At 39.6% G+C, this 18,135-nt stretch carries 17 protein-coding genes; 9 read left to right on the forward strand and 8 right to left on the reverse strand.

The annotated features are described in order from the left end of the window. Positions 1-32 precede the first annotated feature (32 nt). A complete protein-coding gene (locus tag B1C82_RS02300; protein WP_086446009.1) occupies positions 33-428 on the forward strand; it encodes a DUF4345 domain-containing protein in 396 nt (131 codons plus the stop codon). Positions 429-481: 53 nt separating this feature from the next. Here the strand turns inward: B1C82_RS02300 and tmpT are convergent, their stop codons facing one another. Next, positions 482-1,111 carry a thiopurine S-methyltransferase gene (gene tmpT, locus B1C82_RS02305; RefSeq protein ID WP_086446010.1) on the reverse strand — a complete coding sequence of 210 codons (630 nt, stop codon included), beginning with the start codon at positions 1,109-1,111 and terminating at the stop codon, positions 482-484. A gap of 360 nt (positions 1,112-1,471) precedes the next feature. On the opposite strand from tmpT, the gene B1C82_RS02310 reads away from it, so the two are divergent. Beyond that, entirely contained in the window at positions 1,472-2,023 is a 552-nt protein-coding gene (locus B1C82_RS02310; protein WP_086446011.1) for an O-acetyl-ADP-ribose deacetylase, read from the forward strand. 4 nt (positions 2,024-2,027) lie between these two features. On the opposite strand, the gene B1C82_RS02315 is transcribed toward B1C82_RS02310, so the two are convergent. Together B1C82_RS02315 and B1C82_RS02320 are read right to left on the reverse strand one after the other, a co-directional pair. Further along, positions 2,028-3,548 carry a pectin acetylesterase-family hydrolase gene (locus tag B1C82_RS02315; protein WP_086446012.1) on the reverse strand — a complete coding sequence of 507 codons (1,521 nt, stop codon included), beginning with the start codon at positions 3,546-3,548 and terminating at the stop codon, positions 2,028-2,030. 63 nt (positions 3,549-3,611) lie between these two features. Beyond that, positions 3,612-5,051, reverse strand: a complete 1,440-nt coding sequence (locus B1C82_RS02320; protein WP_086446013.1) for a pectin acetylesterase-family hydrolase — start codon at positions 5,049-5,051, stop codon at positions 3,612-3,614. A 197-nt stretch (positions 5,052-5,248) separates the two neighbouring features. Here B1C82_RS02320 and lon point away from each other — a divergent pair, with 197 nt between their 5' ends. The 4 genes from lon to B1C82_RS02340 all read left to right on the forward strand — a co-directional run bounded on the left by lon (position 5,249) and on the right by B1C82_RS02340 (position 10,164). Continuing rightward, positions 5,249-7,690 (forward strand): endopeptidase La, encoded by a 2,442-nt coding sequence (gene lon / locus B1C82_RS02325; protein WP_086446324.1) that lies wholly within the window; start codon positions 5,249-5,251, stop codon positions 7,688-7,690. 93 nt (positions 7,691-7,783) lie between these two features. Further along, positions 7,784-8,899, forward strand: a complete 1,116-nt coding sequence (locus B1C82_RS02330) for a DegT/DnrJ/EryC1/StrS family aminotransferase (protein ID WP_086446014.1) — start codon at positions 7,784-7,786, stop codon at positions 8,897-8,899. A 220-nt stretch (positions 8,900-9,119) separates the two neighbouring features. Further along, positions 9,120-9,512, forward strand: coding sequence for a TIGR04452 family lipoprotein (locus tag B1C82_RS02335; RefSeq protein WP_157894091.1), 393 nt, complete (start codon positions 9,120-9,122; stop codon positions 9,510-9,512). A gap of 184 nt (positions 9,513-9,696) precedes the next feature. Continuing rightward, entirely contained in the window at positions 9,697-10,164 is a 468-nt protein-coding gene (locus B1C82_RS02340) for a Dps family protein (RefSeq protein WP_020771404.1), read from the forward strand. Between the two features lie 106 nt (positions 10,165-10,270). Here the strand turns inward: B1C82_RS02340 and B1C82_RS02345 are convergent, their stop codons facing one another. Then, positions 10,271-12,574 carry a hypothetical protein gene (locus B1C82_RS02345; RefSeq protein WP_086446016.1) on the reverse strand — a complete coding sequence of 768 codons (2,304 nt, stop codon included), beginning with the start codon at positions 12,572-12,574 and terminating at the stop codon, positions 10,271-10,273. Between the two features lie 324 nt (positions 12,575-12,898). Here B1C82_RS02345 and B1C82_RS02350 point away from each other — a divergent pair, with 324 nt between their 5' ends. Then, positions 12,899-14,119 carry a helix-turn-helix domain-containing protein gene (locus B1C82_RS02350; protein ID WP_086446017.1) on the forward strand — a complete coding sequence of 407 codons (1,221 nt, stop codon included), beginning with the start codon at positions 12,899-12,901 and terminating at the stop codon, positions 14,117-14,119. Here the strand turns inward: B1C82_RS02350 and B1C82_RS02355 are convergent. Both B1C82_RS02355 and B1C82_RS02360 read right to left on the reverse strand, forming a co-directional pair. Beyond that, on the reverse strand, positions 14,100-15,434 hold the full coding sequence (locus B1C82_RS02355; protein WP_086446018.1) for a peptidoglycan recognition protein family protein: 1,335 nt from the start codon (positions 15,432-15,434) through the stop codon (positions 14,100-14,102). The two genes, B1C82_RS02350 and B1C82_RS02355, sit on opposite strands and share 20 nt — an antisense overlap. After that, positions 15,428-16,006, reverse strand: coding sequence for a hypothetical protein (locus B1C82_RS02360; protein ID WP_086446019.1), 579 nt, complete (start codon positions 16,004-16,006; stop codon positions 15,428-15,430). The genes B1C82_RS02355 and B1C82_RS02360 overlap by 7 nt, the downstream gene beginning before the upstream one ends. A 76-nt stretch (positions 16,007-16,082) precedes the next feature. Between B1C82_RS02360 and B1C82_RS20630 the strand changes: the two genes are divergently transcribed. After that, positions 16,083-16,250 carry a hypothetical protein gene (locus B1C82_RS20630; protein WP_167373742.1) on the forward strand — a complete coding sequence of 56 codons (168 nt, stop codon included), beginning with the start codon at positions 16,083-16,085 and terminating at the stop codon, positions 16,248-16,250. A gap of 62 nt (positions 16,251-16,312) precedes the next feature. Here B1C82_RS20630 and B1C82_RS02365 read toward each other — a convergent pair whose 3' ends face one another. Together B1C82_RS02365 and B1C82_RS02370 are read right to left on the reverse strand one after the other, a co-directional pair. Then, positions 16,313-16,699 carry a GxxExxY protein gene (locus B1C82_RS02365; RefSeq protein ID WP_086446020.1) on the reverse strand — a complete coding sequence of 129 codons (387 nt, stop codon included), beginning with the start codon at positions 16,697-16,699 and terminating at the stop codon, positions 16,313-16,315. 123 nt (positions 16,700-16,822) lie between these two features. After that, entirely contained in the window at positions 16,823-17,626 is an 804-nt protein-coding gene (locus tag B1C82_RS02370) for a tetratricopeptide repeat protein (RefSeq protein WP_086446021.1), read from the reverse strand. A gap of 47 nt (positions 17,627-17,673) precedes the next feature. Between B1C82_RS02370 and ribH the strand changes: the two genes are divergently transcribed. Next, a complete protein-coding gene (ribH, locus tag B1C82_RS02375; RefSeq protein ID WP_086446022.1) occupies positions 17,674-18,135 on the forward strand; it encodes a 6,7-dimethyl-8-ribityllumazine synthase in 462 nt (153 codons plus the stop codon).

The following is an 18,135-nucleotide window of genomic DNA, read 5'->3' on the forward strand; positions in this document are numbered from 1 at the left end:
ATCGGGATTTATTCGATCCGATTGTGTGAATTATGCAAACAAATCAATCCGTATCTATTAGCACTCGTATAGTGCAAGTCTGTTTGTTTTTAGCGGCCGCCATTGCAATTTTTGGCGGAAGTTTACAGATGTTTTTGGGAGAACCTACCGTTAGCCCTAGGTTAGACAATATACACAGATTCATGGCAGGGATCTATTTATCAATGGGGTTGATTTGTTTTTGGGCTGCTTATACAATTCGCGCTCAAAGATCATTGGTCTATTTGATTGCTCTGGGAATTTTTATTGCAGCGTTAGGAAGAATACTTTCGATTTCGATCGTAGGTTTACCTGAACCTGCAGGACTTTGGATCGGCTATTTAACTCCTGAGATTTTACTTCCTATCATTCTTGCAATCGCCCAGTCTAGACGCAAAGAAATCCAATAAGATAAAATTTTTAGATACTCGCATGTTCATATGCGAGTATCGACCTTCTGATATTAAGATAATTTCCAAACATTCTCTTTTGCAGAATGCCCTTTCAATCCACCCTTCATTTCCTGGCTTAAAAGATTCTTTATGGTAAAAGAATTTTTATAATGTAGATTCACTTCTTCTGTTGAAATAGAAAAAGGAGGACCTGCCATTTTAGTTTGGTCATACTCGAATGTAACTAGGAGCTGAGGCGCCAGATTTGTAATCTGAGCTAAATGTGAAGAATAACGAATTCGAGTTTCTTGAGGGAGTGCCACTAAGGCAGCCCTATCGTAAACAGCATCTACTGGTCCTAATAATTCTTTAGATAAATCGAATATATCTCCTACAAAAATATCGATACCGTTTGCACTGTATAAAACAAGTTTGTCTAATACTGATACTTTAGGTTCAACACCTAATTCTTGAAATAACTGTTGGATCGCCATTTCTACTATCTCAGCTCCAGCGACTCTGTATCCTTGAGATAGAAGCCAGGCTATGTCTAAGGTTTTTCCGCAAAGAGGAATAAAAATGCGGCTATCTTTTGGCAAAGAAAGTTCTGGGAAATATTTGAGCAGAAGCGGATTTGTTTCACTTTCATGGAAGGGGATATTGTTTTCTTTCCATCTATTTATCCAAAAGTCTTTTTCCATTTTCGATCCCTCTAATTCGAACTTTGTGAATTTGTATAAGTTCTAACCCATGATAATAGTTTTAGAACGTTTGGCAACAATTTAGAGAAGGGAGCAAGCAGCTCATTTACGATTCTTTGATATCGAGATTGTCAAGTGGGATTAGGCGTTGTGTGGTTTGGCGAACGTTCGGATATACACATGTGTTTTCGTGCATGGGCGAAGATTCGGATAAGCAGTAAACTTCTCCTGAATTTATATAAAGTCGCTTGGAATCCCCGCCAAACAATCACTATATCGTTTCATATTATTAAACGAATTATGAAAATAAAATATAAATTCTACTTGCAAGAGGTCTGTTTATGGTCTCTTTAAGTAGAGATGGAAATTTTTGTTTGGAAAGGCGATATCACGTCCATTCAAACGGATGTGGTGGTAAATGCCGCTAATTCTTCTTTATCGGGAGGAGGCGGTGTAGATGGGGCTATTCATAGAGTGGGTGGACCAAAGATCATGGAAGAGTGTAGGATATTAAAGATCAAAAAATATCCGAATGGTCTTCCTACAGGTCAATGTGTTCTAACTTCTGGGGGACAACTTTCTGCCAAATACGTGATCCATGCGGTGGGACCGGTTTGGAAAGGAGGAGATTATCAAGAGGCTTCTCTATTAGAAACATGTTATAGAAACATACTACAATTGTCCTCGGATCGTGCATTTGAATCGATTGCGATCCCAAGCATTAGTACAGGGATATATGCGTATCCAAGAGAATTGGCTGCTCCAATCGCGATCCGAACTATTTTGGAACACCAAAGCCAATTTCCGAGAAAGGTGATCTTTGTTTGTTTTGATCAAGAAACAAAGGATCTATATGAGAAAATTCTAAATCAATCAGGAATAAGCTATAAGGAAGGAATTTCTTCTTTCTGAGATCTTACAGGCCAATTCCGGCTGCTTCTCCGCAGGTGGTATATATATCCTGTTTTGGATTTAACGCATAGGATTCGTCAGATGTTGCCTTTCCTAAATTTCCATTGATTGTGCTTTCGAATAGGTTTCTACTCACACAAGATCCGGACGAATCATTACATTGAACATTCGCGGGAGGACTTGCACCATTTGCCAAAGTATTGAGCCATGTAGCAAAATTAACTCCTCCACTTTTTAAAGAATACATATCATTATAGGTGGTGATTGTATGAACATCTCCGGGGGCAATATAATATCTATAGTTGGTCTTAGAAGCCGCATCCTTCATTTTAAAAACTGCCTGTTTGGACCAATCACAAGTAGTGTAATCATTTGAGCTGGAAGAATTTCCATCAGGCACTGAACTTCCGTCACTATCCCCGTAAATGACAGAATAAGATTTTCCAGCTTGGTAAGGATCCGGAGTAGTAGCAGTCGAATAACTCAACATTGAATTATTGATCTTGTTGATTTGCCCCATCGTATGATAAAAGAATCTTTGGTTGCCGTCGAACAAAGCTGTGTATTGCCCGAGAACGTCCCCAGAATATTCAGTAGCTACTTTTTTGAAGAAATCATTTATAGAAGGGGAGCCTGTAGTTGTATAACTTGCGGTTATTCCATTTACCCAGATAGGAAGATTAGAGGAAGAGAAGCCAGTTCCACTTCCAATCCCATTTGTTTCTACTCCCCAAGAACTTTCAAGTAATGGAAAGAATGCCGGATTAGTCAAAGCGTATGCTGATGTAGGCACTACTGCATTCGAAGCGTCAGATAACATTCTTACCTGGACACCTGAGTCGATAGTAGCTACTGTTTCTCGAATAATCGGATAATTTAATATGGCCCCGTAACCTCCCGCACTTTGGCCAGTCACGAAAACTCGATCCAGTTGAGGATAGTGATTTTGTACAAATTTTAGAACAGAGATCACATTATCATAGCCATGGTGTTTAATGGTTCCACTTGTATATGTTTTGTCTTTACTTCCTACGTGCAGATCTCCAGTGCAATAAGGGACAAATATTATATCATAATCTTTGAATGGATTTGCGGCCACAGATTGGTCTATTACACCTTTAAATAAAAGATCTAAAGCAAAATCAGGAACAATATTTAACTGGTTGAAATATGTGACTGTATTACTTCCGAAGCAGTTCGCATTATCCCAGCAAGCTCCTCCTCCCATAAAATTGATCAGTAATTTCCTATTATTAGCCGCCACAGTTTTTCTGAAAAAATAAAAGTTCACATTCCCTTCGGTTCCACTGCATTTCGGATCAAAGGTCGCAGTATAAGTATAAGGAGTGGCTCCATGGTCCACCTGAGTGGTGAATATTCCCGGTTCGGGAGTGATCCTTGCAAATGGGCTTGTGACCAGATCTACAATTAATGCAGTTGTTAGAAGTTCCTGGTTATTGTCTTTTTCTTTAGTGCAGAATATTAGAGAGAATAATAAGAAGATTATAAAATATCGGATTTTCATAAAAGCCTGATACTTCCTGAAAAAGGAAATATCAGCTATATTTTATTCCGACTTTACAGAATGTCAAGGCCCGAAGCAGGTCTCGTACAGATCTTTATTCGCATCAAATGAGTCCTGTGAGGTCGCTCTACCTAGTGTATTGTTTAAAGTAGTTGCCCCAAAATTTTTGTCAGTGCATGGATGAGATCCGGAACCATCAGCACAATCGACGTCCGTAGGAGTTCCTACATTCAAAACTATAGATTTCAGCCAGGTATTAAAATTTACTCCATTACTTACGAGCCCATACATTGTATCACTTGTAGTGATTGTATGGATATCTCCTGGAGCTCTATAAAAATAATATTTAGCACCTGGAGTTGCAGTATTATTCATCGCTGTATTTGCATTGATTGCCCAGTTACAATTGGAAGGAGTATTGGAACCATTATCAGGAAGATCCGGCACGTCCCTAGCATCCCCAGGTCCGAAATAAGAACTGGAATCAGAATAAGAAGGAGTGCCTAAGTCGATGATCCCCATTACATTAAAGAACCATCTTTGGGTGGAATCGAATGCCGCAGTGTATTGTCCTATAACGTCGTTTGGATAAGCGACTGCAATCTTGCTGATATAATCTTTAATAGAAGGAGTGCCAGTCGTTAAATAGTTAGCACCTACCACCCAATCCGGAATATTCGGTCCGCTTCCCCATTGAGTGTCTACAATACCAGAAAAAAATCCATCGATCACTGCTCCGTTAGAAGCATCCGCCACTAAACTCATCTTGTTGAAGTTCGGAAATTTTGTATTATCGGCGAACACTTGGCGAATATGAGGATAATTTAATACTGCTCCGTAACCACCGGCGCTCTGTCCGGCGACCACCACATCGGTAACTTGAGTATAATGCGACTGGATATATTTTAATACAGAAAGAACATTATCATGTCCTCTATGACTATAAGCAGCAGGGTCTGATGTAACATACGGGTCGTCATAAGTATTCACATCTTTGGAGCCCATATGGAGATCTCCTGTGCAATATGGAATAAATAGAACATCATAATTTCTTAATGGATTTGATGAATTTTCCGAGTCCAAAATCCCTTTAAAAGCAATCTTAATAAAAAGATCCGGGACATCATTTAGGAAATTGAAGAATGTAGTCGTATTCTTTCCAAAACAATTATTGTTACTCCAGCAAGCTCCCCCTCCCATAAAGTTTATGAGCAATTTTTTATTATTCGCAGTAACGGATTTTCGGAAGAAATAAAAATTAGTATTTCCCGCATTTCCAAAACATTTTGGGGAATATGGTCTACCTGCTTCGTAGTTAGCATTTGAATTTGGGATTATTATAGTATCGTTTGAGGGAGGGGTGATCCTTTCGTAAGGGTTATAAAGAATTTCGCCTAAAACTGCTCCAGTAAGAGCCTTTGTATTATCCGGTTCGTCCTTTTTACATCCGATAAAAATTAATACCGAAATTAAAAATAGAAGAGATAGGTTTTTAGCCTGCATTCGTTTCATCCCCGTTCAAGAAAACAGTCGAAATGTTTATGTATTTCGTATTTAGACTGACGCTTTTCGCCAAAGATTCAAGCCCTTTTCGTTATCGCGGAAAAAGAAAGATTTGAGTACTAGGAGCGAGCCCAGAAACTGGAATTGGTCTAATTATTTTTTAAACCGAAGGTGAAACCGTGGATCTTTTTGATAATATGGATGAAGTAGAAGGAAGTATCATACCGGTAGACTCCATTCTTCCTCCCGAATTATTTTTGGTGCCTATCAAAACCAGACCGGTATTTCCCGGGATCATCACTCCTCTTATTGTTCCGGGAGGGAAATTTGCAAAAGCTGTAGATGAAGCCTTAAAAGGAAATTCTTTCATTGGCCTGGTTCTTCTTAAAGATGAAGAAAATGAAAAAAAGACAGAAGAGAATATTTACGATTTCGGAGTAGTCGCTAAGATCCTGAAGAAGGTGAATCTTCCTGATGGTGCTGTTAATATTCTGATCAATACCGTTCGTAGATTTAAAGTGGAATCTTTTACTTCTGTAGAACCGCTATTAATCGCAAAAGTACATTATCCGGAAGAAGAGCCTGGGGCTTCTAAGAATACGATCAAGGCTATGATGAGGACCCTGCTCATCATGACAAGGGAACTCGCTCAGAATAATCCTCTTTTCACGGAAGAGATGAAGCTTACAATGCTGAATGTGAACGAGCCCGGTAAGATGGCTGATTTCGTATGCAGTATTTTGAATATTGAAAAAGAAGATTATCAATCTGTAATAGAGTCAGTAAACTTGAAAGACAGGATTGAAAAGGTTCTGCTCTATTTAAAGAAGGAAATTGATCTAGTTAGTCTCCAGAGAGAGATCCAAGAAAATATCCAGGACAAAATAGATAAGCAGCAGAGACAATTTTTCCTAAGAGAACAATTGAAGGCCATACAGGCTGAGCTTGGTCAGAAAGAAGGTAAATACGAGAAGAAGTATGAAAAATTCTTAGAAAGGCTAAAGGCTATTCCCGCAGATCCGGAAGTGATAGAAGAAGTAGAACGTGAAATGGATAAGTTCTTCTATACTGACCAAAATACTGCAGATTATAACGTTATCCGAAATTATTTAGATATTATGGAAAGTCTTCCTTGGGAAGCAGCTCCTTCGCGAGAAATTGATTTGGATAAGGCCAGAAAAACTTTAGATCGCGATCATTATAAACTGGATGATGTAAAGGAGCGAATCTTAGAATTTTTGGCCGTGAAGAAGTTAAAGCCGTCCGAAAAGGGTTCTATTCTACTTTTAGTAGGACCTCCTGGGGTTGGAAAAACTTCTATCGCTAAATCTATCGCTGAAGCTATGGGCAGAAAGTTTTTTAGATTTTCCGTCGGTGGAATGAGGGATGAGGCAGAGATCAAAGGACATCGTAGGACTTATATAGGTGCAATGCCTGGTAAGATCATCACTGCATTAAGAATTACTAAAGAGAAAGATTCAGTGATCCTTTTAGATGAGATAGACAAGCTTGGACTTGGAATGCAGGGAGATCCTGCCGCTGCATTATTAGAAGTTTTAGATCCGGAGCAAAACAAAACTTTTAGAGATCATTATTTGGATCTTCCTTTTGATCTTTCTTCCGTGTTCTTTGTCGCAACAGCGAACACTTTAGATTCTATTAGTAGAATACTTTTGGACCGGATGGAAGTAATTAATCTTTCAGGTTATATTACAGATGAGAAAGTTCAGATCTTCAATAAACATTTATGGAAGAAGGTCCTGGAGAAAAATGGTATAGAGCCGTACGGTATCCAAATAGATAAAAAGGCCGTTGTCTCTTTAATTGATCATTACTCCAGAGAGTCAGGGGTAAGGGGCCTTGAAAAACAATCTGATAAGTTAGCAAGAAAACTCGCCCTGCATATCGTAAAAGGAGAGTCATATCCAAAACATATAGAACCTTCCGATGTGGAAAAACTTCTGGGAGTTCCCAAATATACGGATGATAGGATGATCAAACCTACCGTTCCCGGAACTGCTTTGGGTCTTGCTTGGACTTCTGTGGGAGGTGCAACATTACTCATAGAGGCTGTTTTCGTAAAAGGGAAGGGTGGGATTCTTCTTACTGGAATGATAGGAAAATCCATGGAAGAATCTTCCAGTATTGCCCTTAGCTATATTAAGAATTTATTAGGTAGCGAAGAGTTATTTACTGAAAAAACAATCCATCTTCATGTTCCGGATGGTGCGACTCCAAAAGACGGACCAAGCGCTGGGATTACAATGGCAACCACCATTCTTTCCTTAGTGCTGAACAAAAGGATCAAACTCGGATTTGGTATGACTGGAGAATTGACTCTTACTGGTGAGGTTTTAGCAATCGGTGGCTTAAGAGAAAAGATCGTGGCTGCAAAAAGAGTCGGCGTTCATAAGATCATTTTTCCATCGGACAATAGACCTCAGTTAGACGAAATACCTGATTATGTGAAGAAAGGAATGGAATTTTTTCCAGTTACTAGATTCGAAGAGGTTGCTAAAATTTTGTTCGAGCCGAAAACGATAGATGGGATTTTAAAACCTAAAACAGAGCATGTAGCAGTTGCTAAGAAGACAAAACCTTCTCCTAAAAAGAAGTCAGTTACCCGTAAGAAGAAATAAGGCCTAGAATTTGCTTGGTGGGCGAGTTCTAAGTCGCCCCAAAATAATTTGCTTTTTAGGACACCTTTCGGACGCTGTTCGGAGGAGACCATAATGGGCGTACCTTTCATAGATATCAAAAGATTCGAGCCGGGATTACTAGAAGCTTGGGAAGATAAAGTAAAAACTCTCAGCAAGAACGCCTCCTTTATCGGAGGAGAAGAAGTCGCATTATTAGAAAAAAATCTGGCAACAACTGCCGGGACCAAATATTCGATCGCATGTGCAAACGGAACAGATGCACTTCAATTGGCGCTAAGAGCCCTAGGAGTAGGGAAGGGAGATAAGGTATTAGTTCCTGATTCTACCTTCTGGGCGACATTCGAATCCGTAGTGAACGTAGGTGCTGACCCTGCTACAGTAGATACAAATCCAGACGATTTACAAATGGATTTCGAAGAATTCAAGAAAGCTTTGGAAGAAGTTAAACCAAAGGCTGCGATCATAGTTCACCTTTACGGTTGGGGAAGTTCAAAATTAGAAGATTACCGTAAACTTTGTAAGGAAAAGGGAGTTTTCTTATTAGAAGACGGAGCTCAATCTTTTGGAGTTTTGTATAAGGGAAAACCTATCTACCAAGACGCATTGATTACAACTACCTCTTTCTATCCTGCAAAAGTTTTAGGTGGAGCAGGAGACGGAGGAGCAGTTTTTACAAACGACGAAGAGCTTGCTAGTAAGGTTAGAATGCTCGGAAACCATGGCAGAACTTCTCATTACGGATACGGTGATGTAGGTTGGAATTCTAGAATGGACACCCTACAAGCTGCATTCTTAAATTTGAATATTCCTTATTTAGATGCAAGGATTGTATCTCGCAGAAAAGCTGCTGAAAAATATTACCAAGTTCTTCCGGGTTTAGGAGTGAATGTAATTCATCCTCCGAAAGATTTTCAAGAAAACGGATATTGTAACGTTACTCTTTTTGATCCTGCAGAAAGACCAAAAATCCAGGAAGTCCTAAAAGCAAAAGGGATTGGTTCTGCAGTGATTTATCCAGGAGCAATGAGCGATCAACCGGGTGCAAAACCTTATATCATAGGTAAGTTCGGAAAAGAACATAGAACTGGAAAGATCTGTGATTCAATATTAAATTTTCCTTTATTCCCATACATGACTGATTCTGAGTTGGAAGAGGTTTTTGCTGCGATAAAGGAATACAAAAAGTAAACTTTTTAGAAAATTAAAGGCTCCTTTATAACTTTATTTTAACCCAAAAGAAGTATGTATCATATTTCGTATCCTAAAAGGGAGAAAAATTATAAAGGATGCCTAACGCAAAGAATTTACCCGTAATCTGCGTTACTTAACTTAGTAAAAAAAGGTTCATTTATTGGCTGTTCGATTGAACTTCAGGATAATGAATATTAACCAAAAGGATTTCTTTCTCATGAAAAAGATTATCGGTATATTATATATTTTTACTATTTTCGCTGTAAATTGTACAGTTGGGGAGTCGTTAGGAGTAGTAGATAATGCATACAAAGGTTCCGAGGCAAGAGAGAAGATCCGAAATACCGCCTTTAATGCCGATGGGATCTACTACGAAAAAAAATATGGTGGCTATAGCGGTTTAGTCACTAATATATCTGTTACAAATTCTCTGATTGTTGCCTTCTCGTTGGATCTGGATGATTTAAAATACTATGATAAGACAAAAGTGGACCATTGTATCTCCGATATGGAAAAGTTTTCCTATCTAAATTTTTTTGATTCTTTAACAACTGTGAAGCTAAGCGAAAATTGTCGTAATTTCGAAGAAATTACATTTTTTTCTAATTAATAACAGGCAGTTCAGAATCGAACTAAATCCTTTCTTCGATTTACCTAGATTTTCTTTTCATTCTGAACCGTTTTCTTTCTCGCCAAAATCCGTAAAAAATCATAAGTATTCCGATAGAAATGTATTGCCAGTGTCTAATCATTATATTTAGAATGATTCTAAATATGTAAAGCAGGAGAAACTTATGAAGCCGAATATAGGAATTCCGGAAAAAGATAGGGAAGCGATCAACCAAGGATTACAGAAACTCTTAGCAGATACGTATTTTTTATATTTAAAGACTCACAACTATCATTGGAACGTTACCGGACCCTTATTTAACACATTACATTTGATGTTCATGACTCAGTACACTGAGCTTTGGAATGCCTTGGATCTGGTGGCGGAAAGAATTCGTTCTCTTGGTTATCCTGCGCCTGGAACTTACAAGGCATTCTCTTCTTTAACTTCATTAAAAGAAGAAGATGGAGTTCCTAAAGCGGAAGACATGCTTAAAAATCTTGTAGATGGGCATGAAGCAGTGATCCGAACTGCAAGAGCGATCCTTCCTTCTGCTGATTCAGGTGGAGATGAAGTGACCACTGACCTTCTTACCCAAAGATTAGAGATCCATGAAAAGACTGCTTGGATGCTGAGAAGTATGTTGGAGTAGAATTTTAGAATATTCTGAAAAGTAAATATTTCGGGGAAAATTCCCCGAAATAAGAACCCGGAGAGATCGACCTGGTATTCGATCTTTCTCCCCGGGCTGTAGAGAGTTAGAGAGTGAGGATATACTCCACTAGATCGTCCACCTCAGAAGCCGAGGCAGAACACCATGGATGAGGAGCAGCTGGCATTCCGATAGGCTGAGAAGTTCCCAACTCTTGAACACCGTATTCTCTTCTCATCTTCTGATAATCCCAATAATACCAATCCGGATCCCAAGGAACAGTTACGAAATACTTATGCCTTTCGATGAATCTGTTTCTTTTTGTTCCTGCATCATTATTTGGAGATTTGAATGCTCTAAACACGTCTGACTTTCTGTTTTGAGGAGGATAAGGTTCCGGATGATCCGGTCCTCCTAAGGCAGGAGACACAGGTGCGTGAAGAGTATAATATTGGTTGTAAAGAGCTGATCCTTCCGTGCATCGAGCAGGGTTGACTAGGTCTTCTAAGTTACGAACGTGACCGTCGCTTAATAAACCTCTATGTTGCACCCAATACATATCTCTTAAGAAAGTAGCACGAACTGATTGTTGCTGTTTATGATAGATGGTTGGTGCGAAAAATCTTCCCACTTCATTTATCTTAAACATCTTTTCGTTAGAGTTCAAGCCCACCTTATCATTATGACAAGATCCACAATCTCTTTGAAAGGTTGCCTTTCCTCTTGCAACTGCTGCTGTAATGCCAGGTTGGTTTTCCCATCCAGCTTGAACGAAAGCTCCTTCACCTGAATCTGCGCCCACTTGAGCGATCAGTTTACCTTTGGACTTTAACCAACGATACATTCCGACTTGTCTTAGAGCCTTATCGTTCCCGTCCAACTTAGTCATATAAGCAGTAAGAGCTTGTAGTTCTTTCGCATACATTGCACCTGTAGCGCCATCTGGTTCTTCTGAATGGATATAAGAACCTTCGAATCCTACGTAAGATTCTGTATGAGAAAGAGATCTTCTGACTCCCATGTAGTTGGTAACGTTTGGAATTGCGATTGGAGAAAACTCGTAATCGTTATCGGTTTCGCTTCCTTCTCCTTTGATTCGGATCAAAGAATGTTCCCCAGCTCCTTGAGGCATAACGTAGATCAACATCGTTTTATCTACATCTTTGGAAGAAGAATCGAAACTTGGTCCAGGCTCGCTTTCCTTTATTCCTTTAAAATCTCCTAATAGAGACCATTTCATAGACCATTTAGGGTTAGGAAGTCCCGGAATTACTTTAGTTACAGTGTTTCCAGGGGAAGCTTCATAAGTGATTTTGTATCCGTGACAAGAAGCACAGTTGAATCCAATCCATTCACCTTTTCCGGTATATGGATGAGAAGCTTCCGCATATCTATAACCTGCCCAACCGCTGTTCTTGGTATTCCCTTTGAACAATTGGTCCCCGCCTAAGTATCCAGGAATTGGAGTTGGCTGAGGATAACGATCGAAGTATACGGTATCGATCGCTGCAGACGGTACTTGACCTGAAACTGTTTGGTAAGCACCAAATAGTAGAAGTGGATCTGCAGTGTATCCGGTTACAGGATCTTTTGCTTGGTACGCAAAAATTTTCTTCCAATCCAGATTTCGGATCGCGTGAGCCACTCCGATATTGAAATCATAAGACCAGAAAATCTTTTCGCCTAACGCGAGTATTGATGAGAATCCAGGGTTATTAACGTTTACTTGTAACGGAACAGTCCCTTTTGCGTCACTTAAGATAGAAACAACGTCACATTTATGTTTGAAGTCTTCGTCAGTTACCCTGCGAGTTTGAGCATCAATAACGTTATGCGGTTGTCCTGGATGAAGTAAAGAATCGTTATATCCGACTCTTTTTTGGATCTGAACAACAAGAGGTCCTGAGGTTGTGTGTTCAGGAACCTTGAATTGGATCTGATTATCTGTCCAAGCAAGAATATACTTACTCCAACTATCCAACGATTCATCCACTTCGAAGTTCACCTGTTTGGTGATATCCAGTCTTTGTTCGAACATTCTCAGATCGGTTTCCAGGATTCTGGTATTACCGATCATAATTTTAGAAAAGTCGATTTCAGGTCCGGATCCAAAACCCGTTCCTCTGAGTGTGATTGTTTGGCCAGGGCTGAAAGAAGGAGTCGGGTAAGCCGGCCCATCCGTTACAGTCTGCCATACAAGATTTCCATTTACCAACACCGATTGTAGTACCGGCTCCGGGAAGGAAGATGCGGACACCGCACGAATTCCTTCTCGGATCGGATCAAATTTACATACTTCTTCCTGGTTCGGGAATTCTGTAAAAATTCCTACGGGGCAACCCGCAGCTAAAACAGCCATTCCTAACAAGGAGTACCGCAAATAACGTTTTGCGGCACGTATTCTTTGCATTTCCATTTTTCCGCTCCCTAGTCCGGCATACAAAGATCCCGGATCAGTTCTGGCGGAGAAGAATACTCCATAATAAAAAAAGGGTCGTCCGAGCGACAGAATTCGAACGTTCGAGTTTCATTATTCGAACAGTTGTGTAAAAATCAAGATTTAGAAAATAAGTAAAATATAAGAGAAGCGTAGATTTGATTTCTGGAAAGGACGGAAAATGCAAGTGTTCGAAATAAAAATTTTTCACTTATTTTATTGGATCTCAAATAGTTCTATTCTTTGTTTCGGATGAGAACACTTGACAAGCCTTGGTATTTTCTTAATATACCGCCTATGTTAAATCCCGAAGTGGTCACTCCTTTATTCTACTTCGGAAGTGGCCTTTCCTTTTTATTGGTGGTCCAAAAGTTAATTCCACCTATAAAACGCAGAGAAGACAGGATTGGAGCACTTCTGTTTCTTTCGTTGGGGATCATACTATTTACAGTTGCAAATGTTGTCTTAGAAATAGACAGGACTTACCCGCATGCAATCTTCTTATTGCTCACTTCTTTTTCGGCTATCGGGCCCTTATCTTTGCTATATACACATTCTTTGATATATCCAAACCAAACTTTATACAGGGACATACGACTTCACTTTCTCGTTCCTGGTCTTTTTTTATTAGGTGAATTACTTTTTTTTGGAAGGCCTTGGGATTCTATCATCTCCGATCTAGGAGATTTTAGAAATATCAGATATAAACATTATCTTTCTTGGGGATTTTTTCTAACAACTGCGCTTACGACCGCGTACTTCGGATTTAGATATAGAATGTTATTAACTGTGATCTCAATCCCTGAGCTAAAGTCCCAGATCAGATTTATTTTTATTCTAGCAACTATCACAGTGTTTGCTATGTATTCTCTTGTATTCGGATTCATGTTCGGCCTGGATGTTTTGTTTAGAGTGGGTGGGCTTCTTGTAACTGGGATTGTGGCTCTTCTATTCTTGGCTCCTTCTAGGTATCCGGATTTTTTTGCTCCTTTAACGAGAGAAGTAAGAAAGAAGAAGTATGAAAAATCTCTTTTGATTGGTTTAGATCTAAACTTATTAGAGCTTAGGATCCAAGAATTGATGAGAGAAGATAAACTCTATCGAGATCCAGAGCTGACTCTTCACTCATTATCAGAAGACTTGGGGATCAAACCATATCAGTTAACGGAATTTCTAAATGAACATTTACAAACCGGATTTCATAATTATATCAACGGATTTAGGATAGAAGAAGCAGTCAAACTTCTGGAAGAAAAGTTAGACCAGGACATTCTTTCTATCTGTTATTTTGTAGGATTCAATTCCAAATCCTCTTTTAACGATGCGTTTAGAAAGGTAACTGGCAAAACGCCTACACAACTTCGTCAGAAGAAATCGGAACTTCCTGAAAAACAGAAAATACATACTGCTCGTACAGGAGTGCCTCCTTTAGGAAAAGGCCTGGGTGGTATGGTGGAATTGGGAGATTCAGATCGAATTTCTGTAAGAAATCGCCCGATCAAGGCTGAAAATCGGTAAAGAGAAGTATCCATTCTTCTCCATTTCTGTCATACCAATCTTTTTCTGGGTAATAAGTTCCCCCCAAAGTCTCTATTACTTTTTTCATATATGGTTCGCCTGGATCAAAGTCCTGAGCGTCCAGAAAAATAGAGCCTCCCCATTTTTTCTTAGCTTGTGTATGGGAGAATACTCCTTTTAGGGCTTCGATCCTTTGGTTGTTTAATGGGATCTCATATTTTTGGCAAAGTTCATGAACAAGTTTAGAAACAGCAGCGGTTTGTGCAGGATTTGCAAGTAACATCTCTGTATCCTTGCCCACGATCTCTATTTGGAAACAATTTCGGTTTGTGCCTGTTGCGGCTGCGGCCATATGAAGTGGAGAATCCAGCAATTGGTAGATTTTTCCGTCTTTATCCGCAAGGAATGTAGCAGCTAAATTCCGTTTTTCTAATACTCTTAGAGTTCCATCGTAATCGTTGATTGCAGTGAAGTGTAATACTACACAATCAGCGGTGATTGCTCCTCTGTAATTGTATTTCAGTCTTTTTTCTTCCGGAAGAAGTCCGTCTGCAGTTTTTTCGATACTTTCCAATTCTGCTTTAGGTGTAGGGGTGACTCCACGGCCTTTATCGTAGCTTGGGTCTTTGACTTCTCCGTTTTGTCCAACAAAAGGTTTTTCTTTTCTAAGCACCCATTCTCCATATCTATCCTTCCATTCCATTTCGGAGAAATAAGAACCTTTTAATTCTTCCAATAGTGCTTTAAGAACATTCTCATTCCCACAATCGCTTCCATTCAAGAAGCCGCCGAATTTCTTTTTTGCCTGGCTATGTGTAAATATTCCAGAGCGCCCGCCGACATCAAAATTTGTGACCGGTATTCCGAATTCTTGGGAAGTCTTTGCAATTGTATAGAGTAGTGATTTTTTCTGATGAGGGCGTTTGAGTATGTCTTCCTTATCTCCTTCCCAAGAAATATGGATCATACTTGTATCTGTTTTTGGCGCAGCCTTGATGAGAGAAGATCCAGGATCTTCTACCCCATAGATCTTACCTTTTTTATCTACGATATAATGTACTAACCATCCGGAATTTGCACTTTTTGTAATATATTCTTCGCTGGAAAGCCCCTTGGTATGATGGAGCAATATTCCACTTACCTTTGTTTTTTTGCGAAGAGTAGAAAGAGAAGTTGTACTTTTGTCCTTAGGCAATAACTGAGAGATCGGATAAATTGGAGAGGCAAGCTCTGCAATTGACAAGTTTGTCTCCGGAAGTGAAGAACAATTAGATATAATAAAGACAATGAGTAATAGAAGGACAGTTCTCAACATCCTTTCTCCGTTAGTTTTTCTTTTAATAATGAAAGGTCCGACCTGACTCTTTCTAAAATGGATTTGGCTTTAGTATGTTTGTTTAGAAGGTCTTTATATTCTGGGACAGCGCGCTTTTTTTCTTCTCCGAAATCTGGCTCTAAAGGAAGTGTTTCCAGATCTCTCAGGGAAGCTTCTGCATCTGTTCTGATTTTTGTCCAGTTTGCAGTATAACCAGAATAGATCTCTTTAGGAAGTTTGTCTTTGGAAACCTTGATACGTTCTTCCATATTAGGAAGGTCTATTTTTAGGAATTCACTTAATGCTTGGGAATCCTGGACCAGTTCTTCTAAAATTCCACTTAGATGTTTTTCGATGGCCTGTCTTTGGGTATGGATCGCCTTTTTGGCTCTTCTGAAAATCCTTAGCATTGCCAAGGCTGAAAGTATCAGTACGGATAGAAAAACCCAAAAGGAAAACTTGGAGATAACCCAGCGGAATCCCGGGGAATCAAACCATTCCTGAAAATAAAAGGCTGAGCCTCCCAAGACCAATAGGATTAAAAATAATGCGAGAGCAAGAAATCGCCTCATCTCTTTCTCATTTAGGAAAAGGTTTTCTTTCTGTCAAGGTCAAGACGGACCTTCTCGAAGCCGAAACTAAATAGTGATGGATGCTTCTGCGAAACATTTCCCTTCTTCTTCCCGCAAATCCGACCCACCTAAAGTCGTTAACCTTGGATTTTATCGGATCAAAAAAACTCTCAGGGAAGAAGGTTTCGAAGTAGTGGAAAAAGCAGACGGCAAAATCACCCTCGTGTTACGAGTTAAGGATTAAGCCGCGGAGAAAGTTGAGACGCAGCGTTTTAATTCACGCAGAGGCGCGGAGCCGCTAAGGGACTATGGATCATAATGGTTTACAATTCGAGAAATCCCTTCTTTCATCAAAGCAGTTCCGAAGTTTAATAGTAATCCAACAGGCAAATTCATTAACTTAAGATAAGTCAGGACTTGTTTACAATGGACTGGTAACGTCTTTTCTGTGGATTTAATTTCAATAATAACGTTTTCTTCTACTAATAAATCCACTTTAAATGCGTTTTTAAAAATTGTGCCTTCATATTCAAAAGAGATATATTTTTGATTCACGACTTGAAGTTTACGTTTTGTAAGCTCTTGGAATAGAATCATTTCATACACCGATTCCAATAGTCCTGGGCCTATCTTTTTATGGATTTTAAGAGCAGAATCTATGATCTCTGAAGTAATTTGATCTAATTGATTCATTTTGGGACCTCTTCAATTTGCAGGTCTTTAATATGAAATCTTGTTTGTACTTTTATAAAAAAATCTGCGTCTTCGCGTCTCTGCGTGCGAAAAAACTCAGCGACTCCCAAGATCTCTGCGTCCCTAAGGCGCGGATTCCTCTAACGTAGGAAGATCGTCGGAAAATTCTTTTGGCTCCGGTTTTTTGGGGACCAAAGTTTCTCCGCAGCTTTTTTTGATTAAGGAATCTATTTTAGATTTTTCAGCAGAGTGGGGAAGTATCCTAAGATAGATCCTATAGTTACGAACTGCTCCAGGACAATATCCGTTTTTTAAATATAAACTTCCTAATAATCTTCTGGCGCCCGGATGAGCAGGTTCATGTTCGATGATTTTTGTGGCGAGCCTCATTGATTTATCAGGATTTGTTCTTGCATTCTTCTTGGATTCGTCCCAGGTTTTGATCAGCTCCTCTTCATATAAGTAGTAAAGTTGGTTGTTTCCCATCTCCAATACTCTGAACACGATTGCATCTTGGGCTCCGCTCTTGCACATCCCGAACCAGATATCTTCTCCACTATCTGTCATTTTGTTTCCGCGGACTTTGATTAGATCACTTCCATCTAAACATCCTGCCATCTCGTATATGTCTCTCATCGCTGCAGGCGAAACTGCTAGTAATACTCTCAGCTGGTTTCCATAAGAAGCGATATCATCTTCTGGCATTGCGTCTTCGGGGTTGATGACATTAGGAGAATCATTGAATATTCGGAGCTTGATAGAGGATTCAAGAACCCAATCTGGTAAATCTAAACTTTTTATGAATGCGTCTTTTGGTTTCCAGAAAGATCTAATGGTCTCACAGGAAGTAAGGGCGAAAAACTGGATACCTAACAAGATCAGGAATATGCAGAATTTAGATTTGGAAGCTTCTTTTCCGGTTGCCACTCAGGGTAACTTGTGTTTTCTCGATATAAGAAGCAACCAGGAAACAGATGCCTCAAGAATTGAAAGCCAAGCTGGACGGAAAGGGACAAAAACATTGTATTATAGTCTCCCGTTTTAACGAATTCATAGTCGAAAGCCTTTTGAAAGGTTCAATCGATGGACTCCATATGACAGGAGTCGAAGATAAAGATATTACTGTGGTAAGGATCCCTGGGGCATACGAGCTTCCGATCGTTGTATCCAAAGCCGCTCAAAGTAAAAAATACGATTCTATCATTTGTTTGGGTGCCGTGATCCGAGGAGCTACCGCTCATTTTGATTTTGTTGCCGGTGAATCTGCAAAAGTAGGTTCTATTGGAGTGCAACATTCAGTGCCTGTGATTTTCGGAGTTTTGACCACAGACACTATTGAGCAGGCAATCGAAAGAGCCGGTACCAAGGCAGGTAATAAGGGCTACGAAGCTGCTTTGACTGCGGTGGAAATGACGAATCTCCTTAAGCTTCTCTAA

The sequence above is a fragment of the Leptospira venezuelensis genome (assembly GCF_002150035.1).
Lineage (GTDB): Bacteria > Spirochaetota > Leptospiria > Leptospirales > Leptospiraceae > Leptospira_B > Leptospira_B venezuelensis.

Bases quoted from the DNA above. Each gene is read 5' to 3' on its own strand.
- B1C82_RS02310 (WP_086446011.1), top strand. From the start codon at position 1,472: ATGGAAATTTTTGTTTGGAAAGGCGATATCACGTCCATTCAAACGGAT.
- B1C82_RS02350 (WP_086446017.1), top strand. From the start codon at position 12,899: ATGTTAAATCCCGAAGTGGTCACTCCTTTATTCTACTTCGGAAGTGGC.
- B1C82_RS02335 (WP_157894091.1), top strand. From the start codon at position 9,120: ATGAAAAAGATTATCGGTATATTATATATTTTTACTATTTTCGCTGTA.
- B1C82_RS02365 (WP_086446020.1), bottom strand. From the start codon at position 16,699: ATGAATCAATTAGATCAAATTACTTCAGAGATCATAGATTCTGCTCTT.
- ribH (WP_086446022.1), top strand. From the start codon at position 17,674: ATGCCTCAAGAATTGAAAGCCAAGCTGGACGGAAAGGGACAAAAACAT.
- B1C82_RS02345 (WP_086446016.1), bottom strand. From the start codon at position 12,574: ATGCAAAGAATACGTGCCGCAAAACGTTATTTGCGGTACTCCTTGTTA.
- tmpT (WP_086446010.1), bottom strand. From the start codon at position 1,111: ATGGAAAAAGACTTTTGGATAAATAGATGGAAAGAAAACAATATCCCC.
- B1C82_RS02300 (WP_086446009.1), top strand. From the start codon at position 33: ATGCAAACAAATCAATCCGTATCTATTAGCACTCGTATAGTGCAAGTC.
- B1C82_RS02355 (WP_086446018.1), bottom strand. From the start codon at position 15,434: ATGTTGAGAACTGTCCTTCTATTACTCATTGTCTTTATTATATCTAAT.
- B1C82_RS02320 (WP_086446013.1), bottom strand. From the start codon at position 5,051: ATGCAGGCTAAAAACCTATCTCTTCTATTTTTAATTTCGGTATTAATT.
- B1C82_RS02315 (WP_086446012.1), bottom strand. From the start codon at position 3,548: ATGAAAATCCGATATTTTATAATCTTCTTATTATTCTCTCTAATATTC.
- lon (WP_086446324.1), top strand. From the start codon at position 5,249: ATGGATGAAGTAGAAGGAAGTATCATACCGGTAGACTCCATTCTTCCT.
- B1C82_RS02340 (WP_020771404.1), top strand. From the start codon at position 9,697: ATGAAGCCGAATATAGGAATTCCGGAAAAAGATAGGGAAGCGATCAAC.
- B1C82_RS02330 (WP_086446014.1), top strand. From the start codon at position 7,784: ATGGGCGTACCTTTCATAGATATCAAAAGATTCGAGCCGGGATTACTA.
- B1C82_RS02360 (WP_086446019.1), bottom strand. From the start codon at position 16,006: ATGAGGCGATTTCTTGCTCTCGCATTATTTTTAATCCTATTGGTCTTG.
- B1C82_RS20630 (WP_167373742.1), top strand. From the start codon at position 16,083: ATGGATGCTTCTGCGAAACATTTCCCTTCTTCTTCCCGCAAATCCGAC.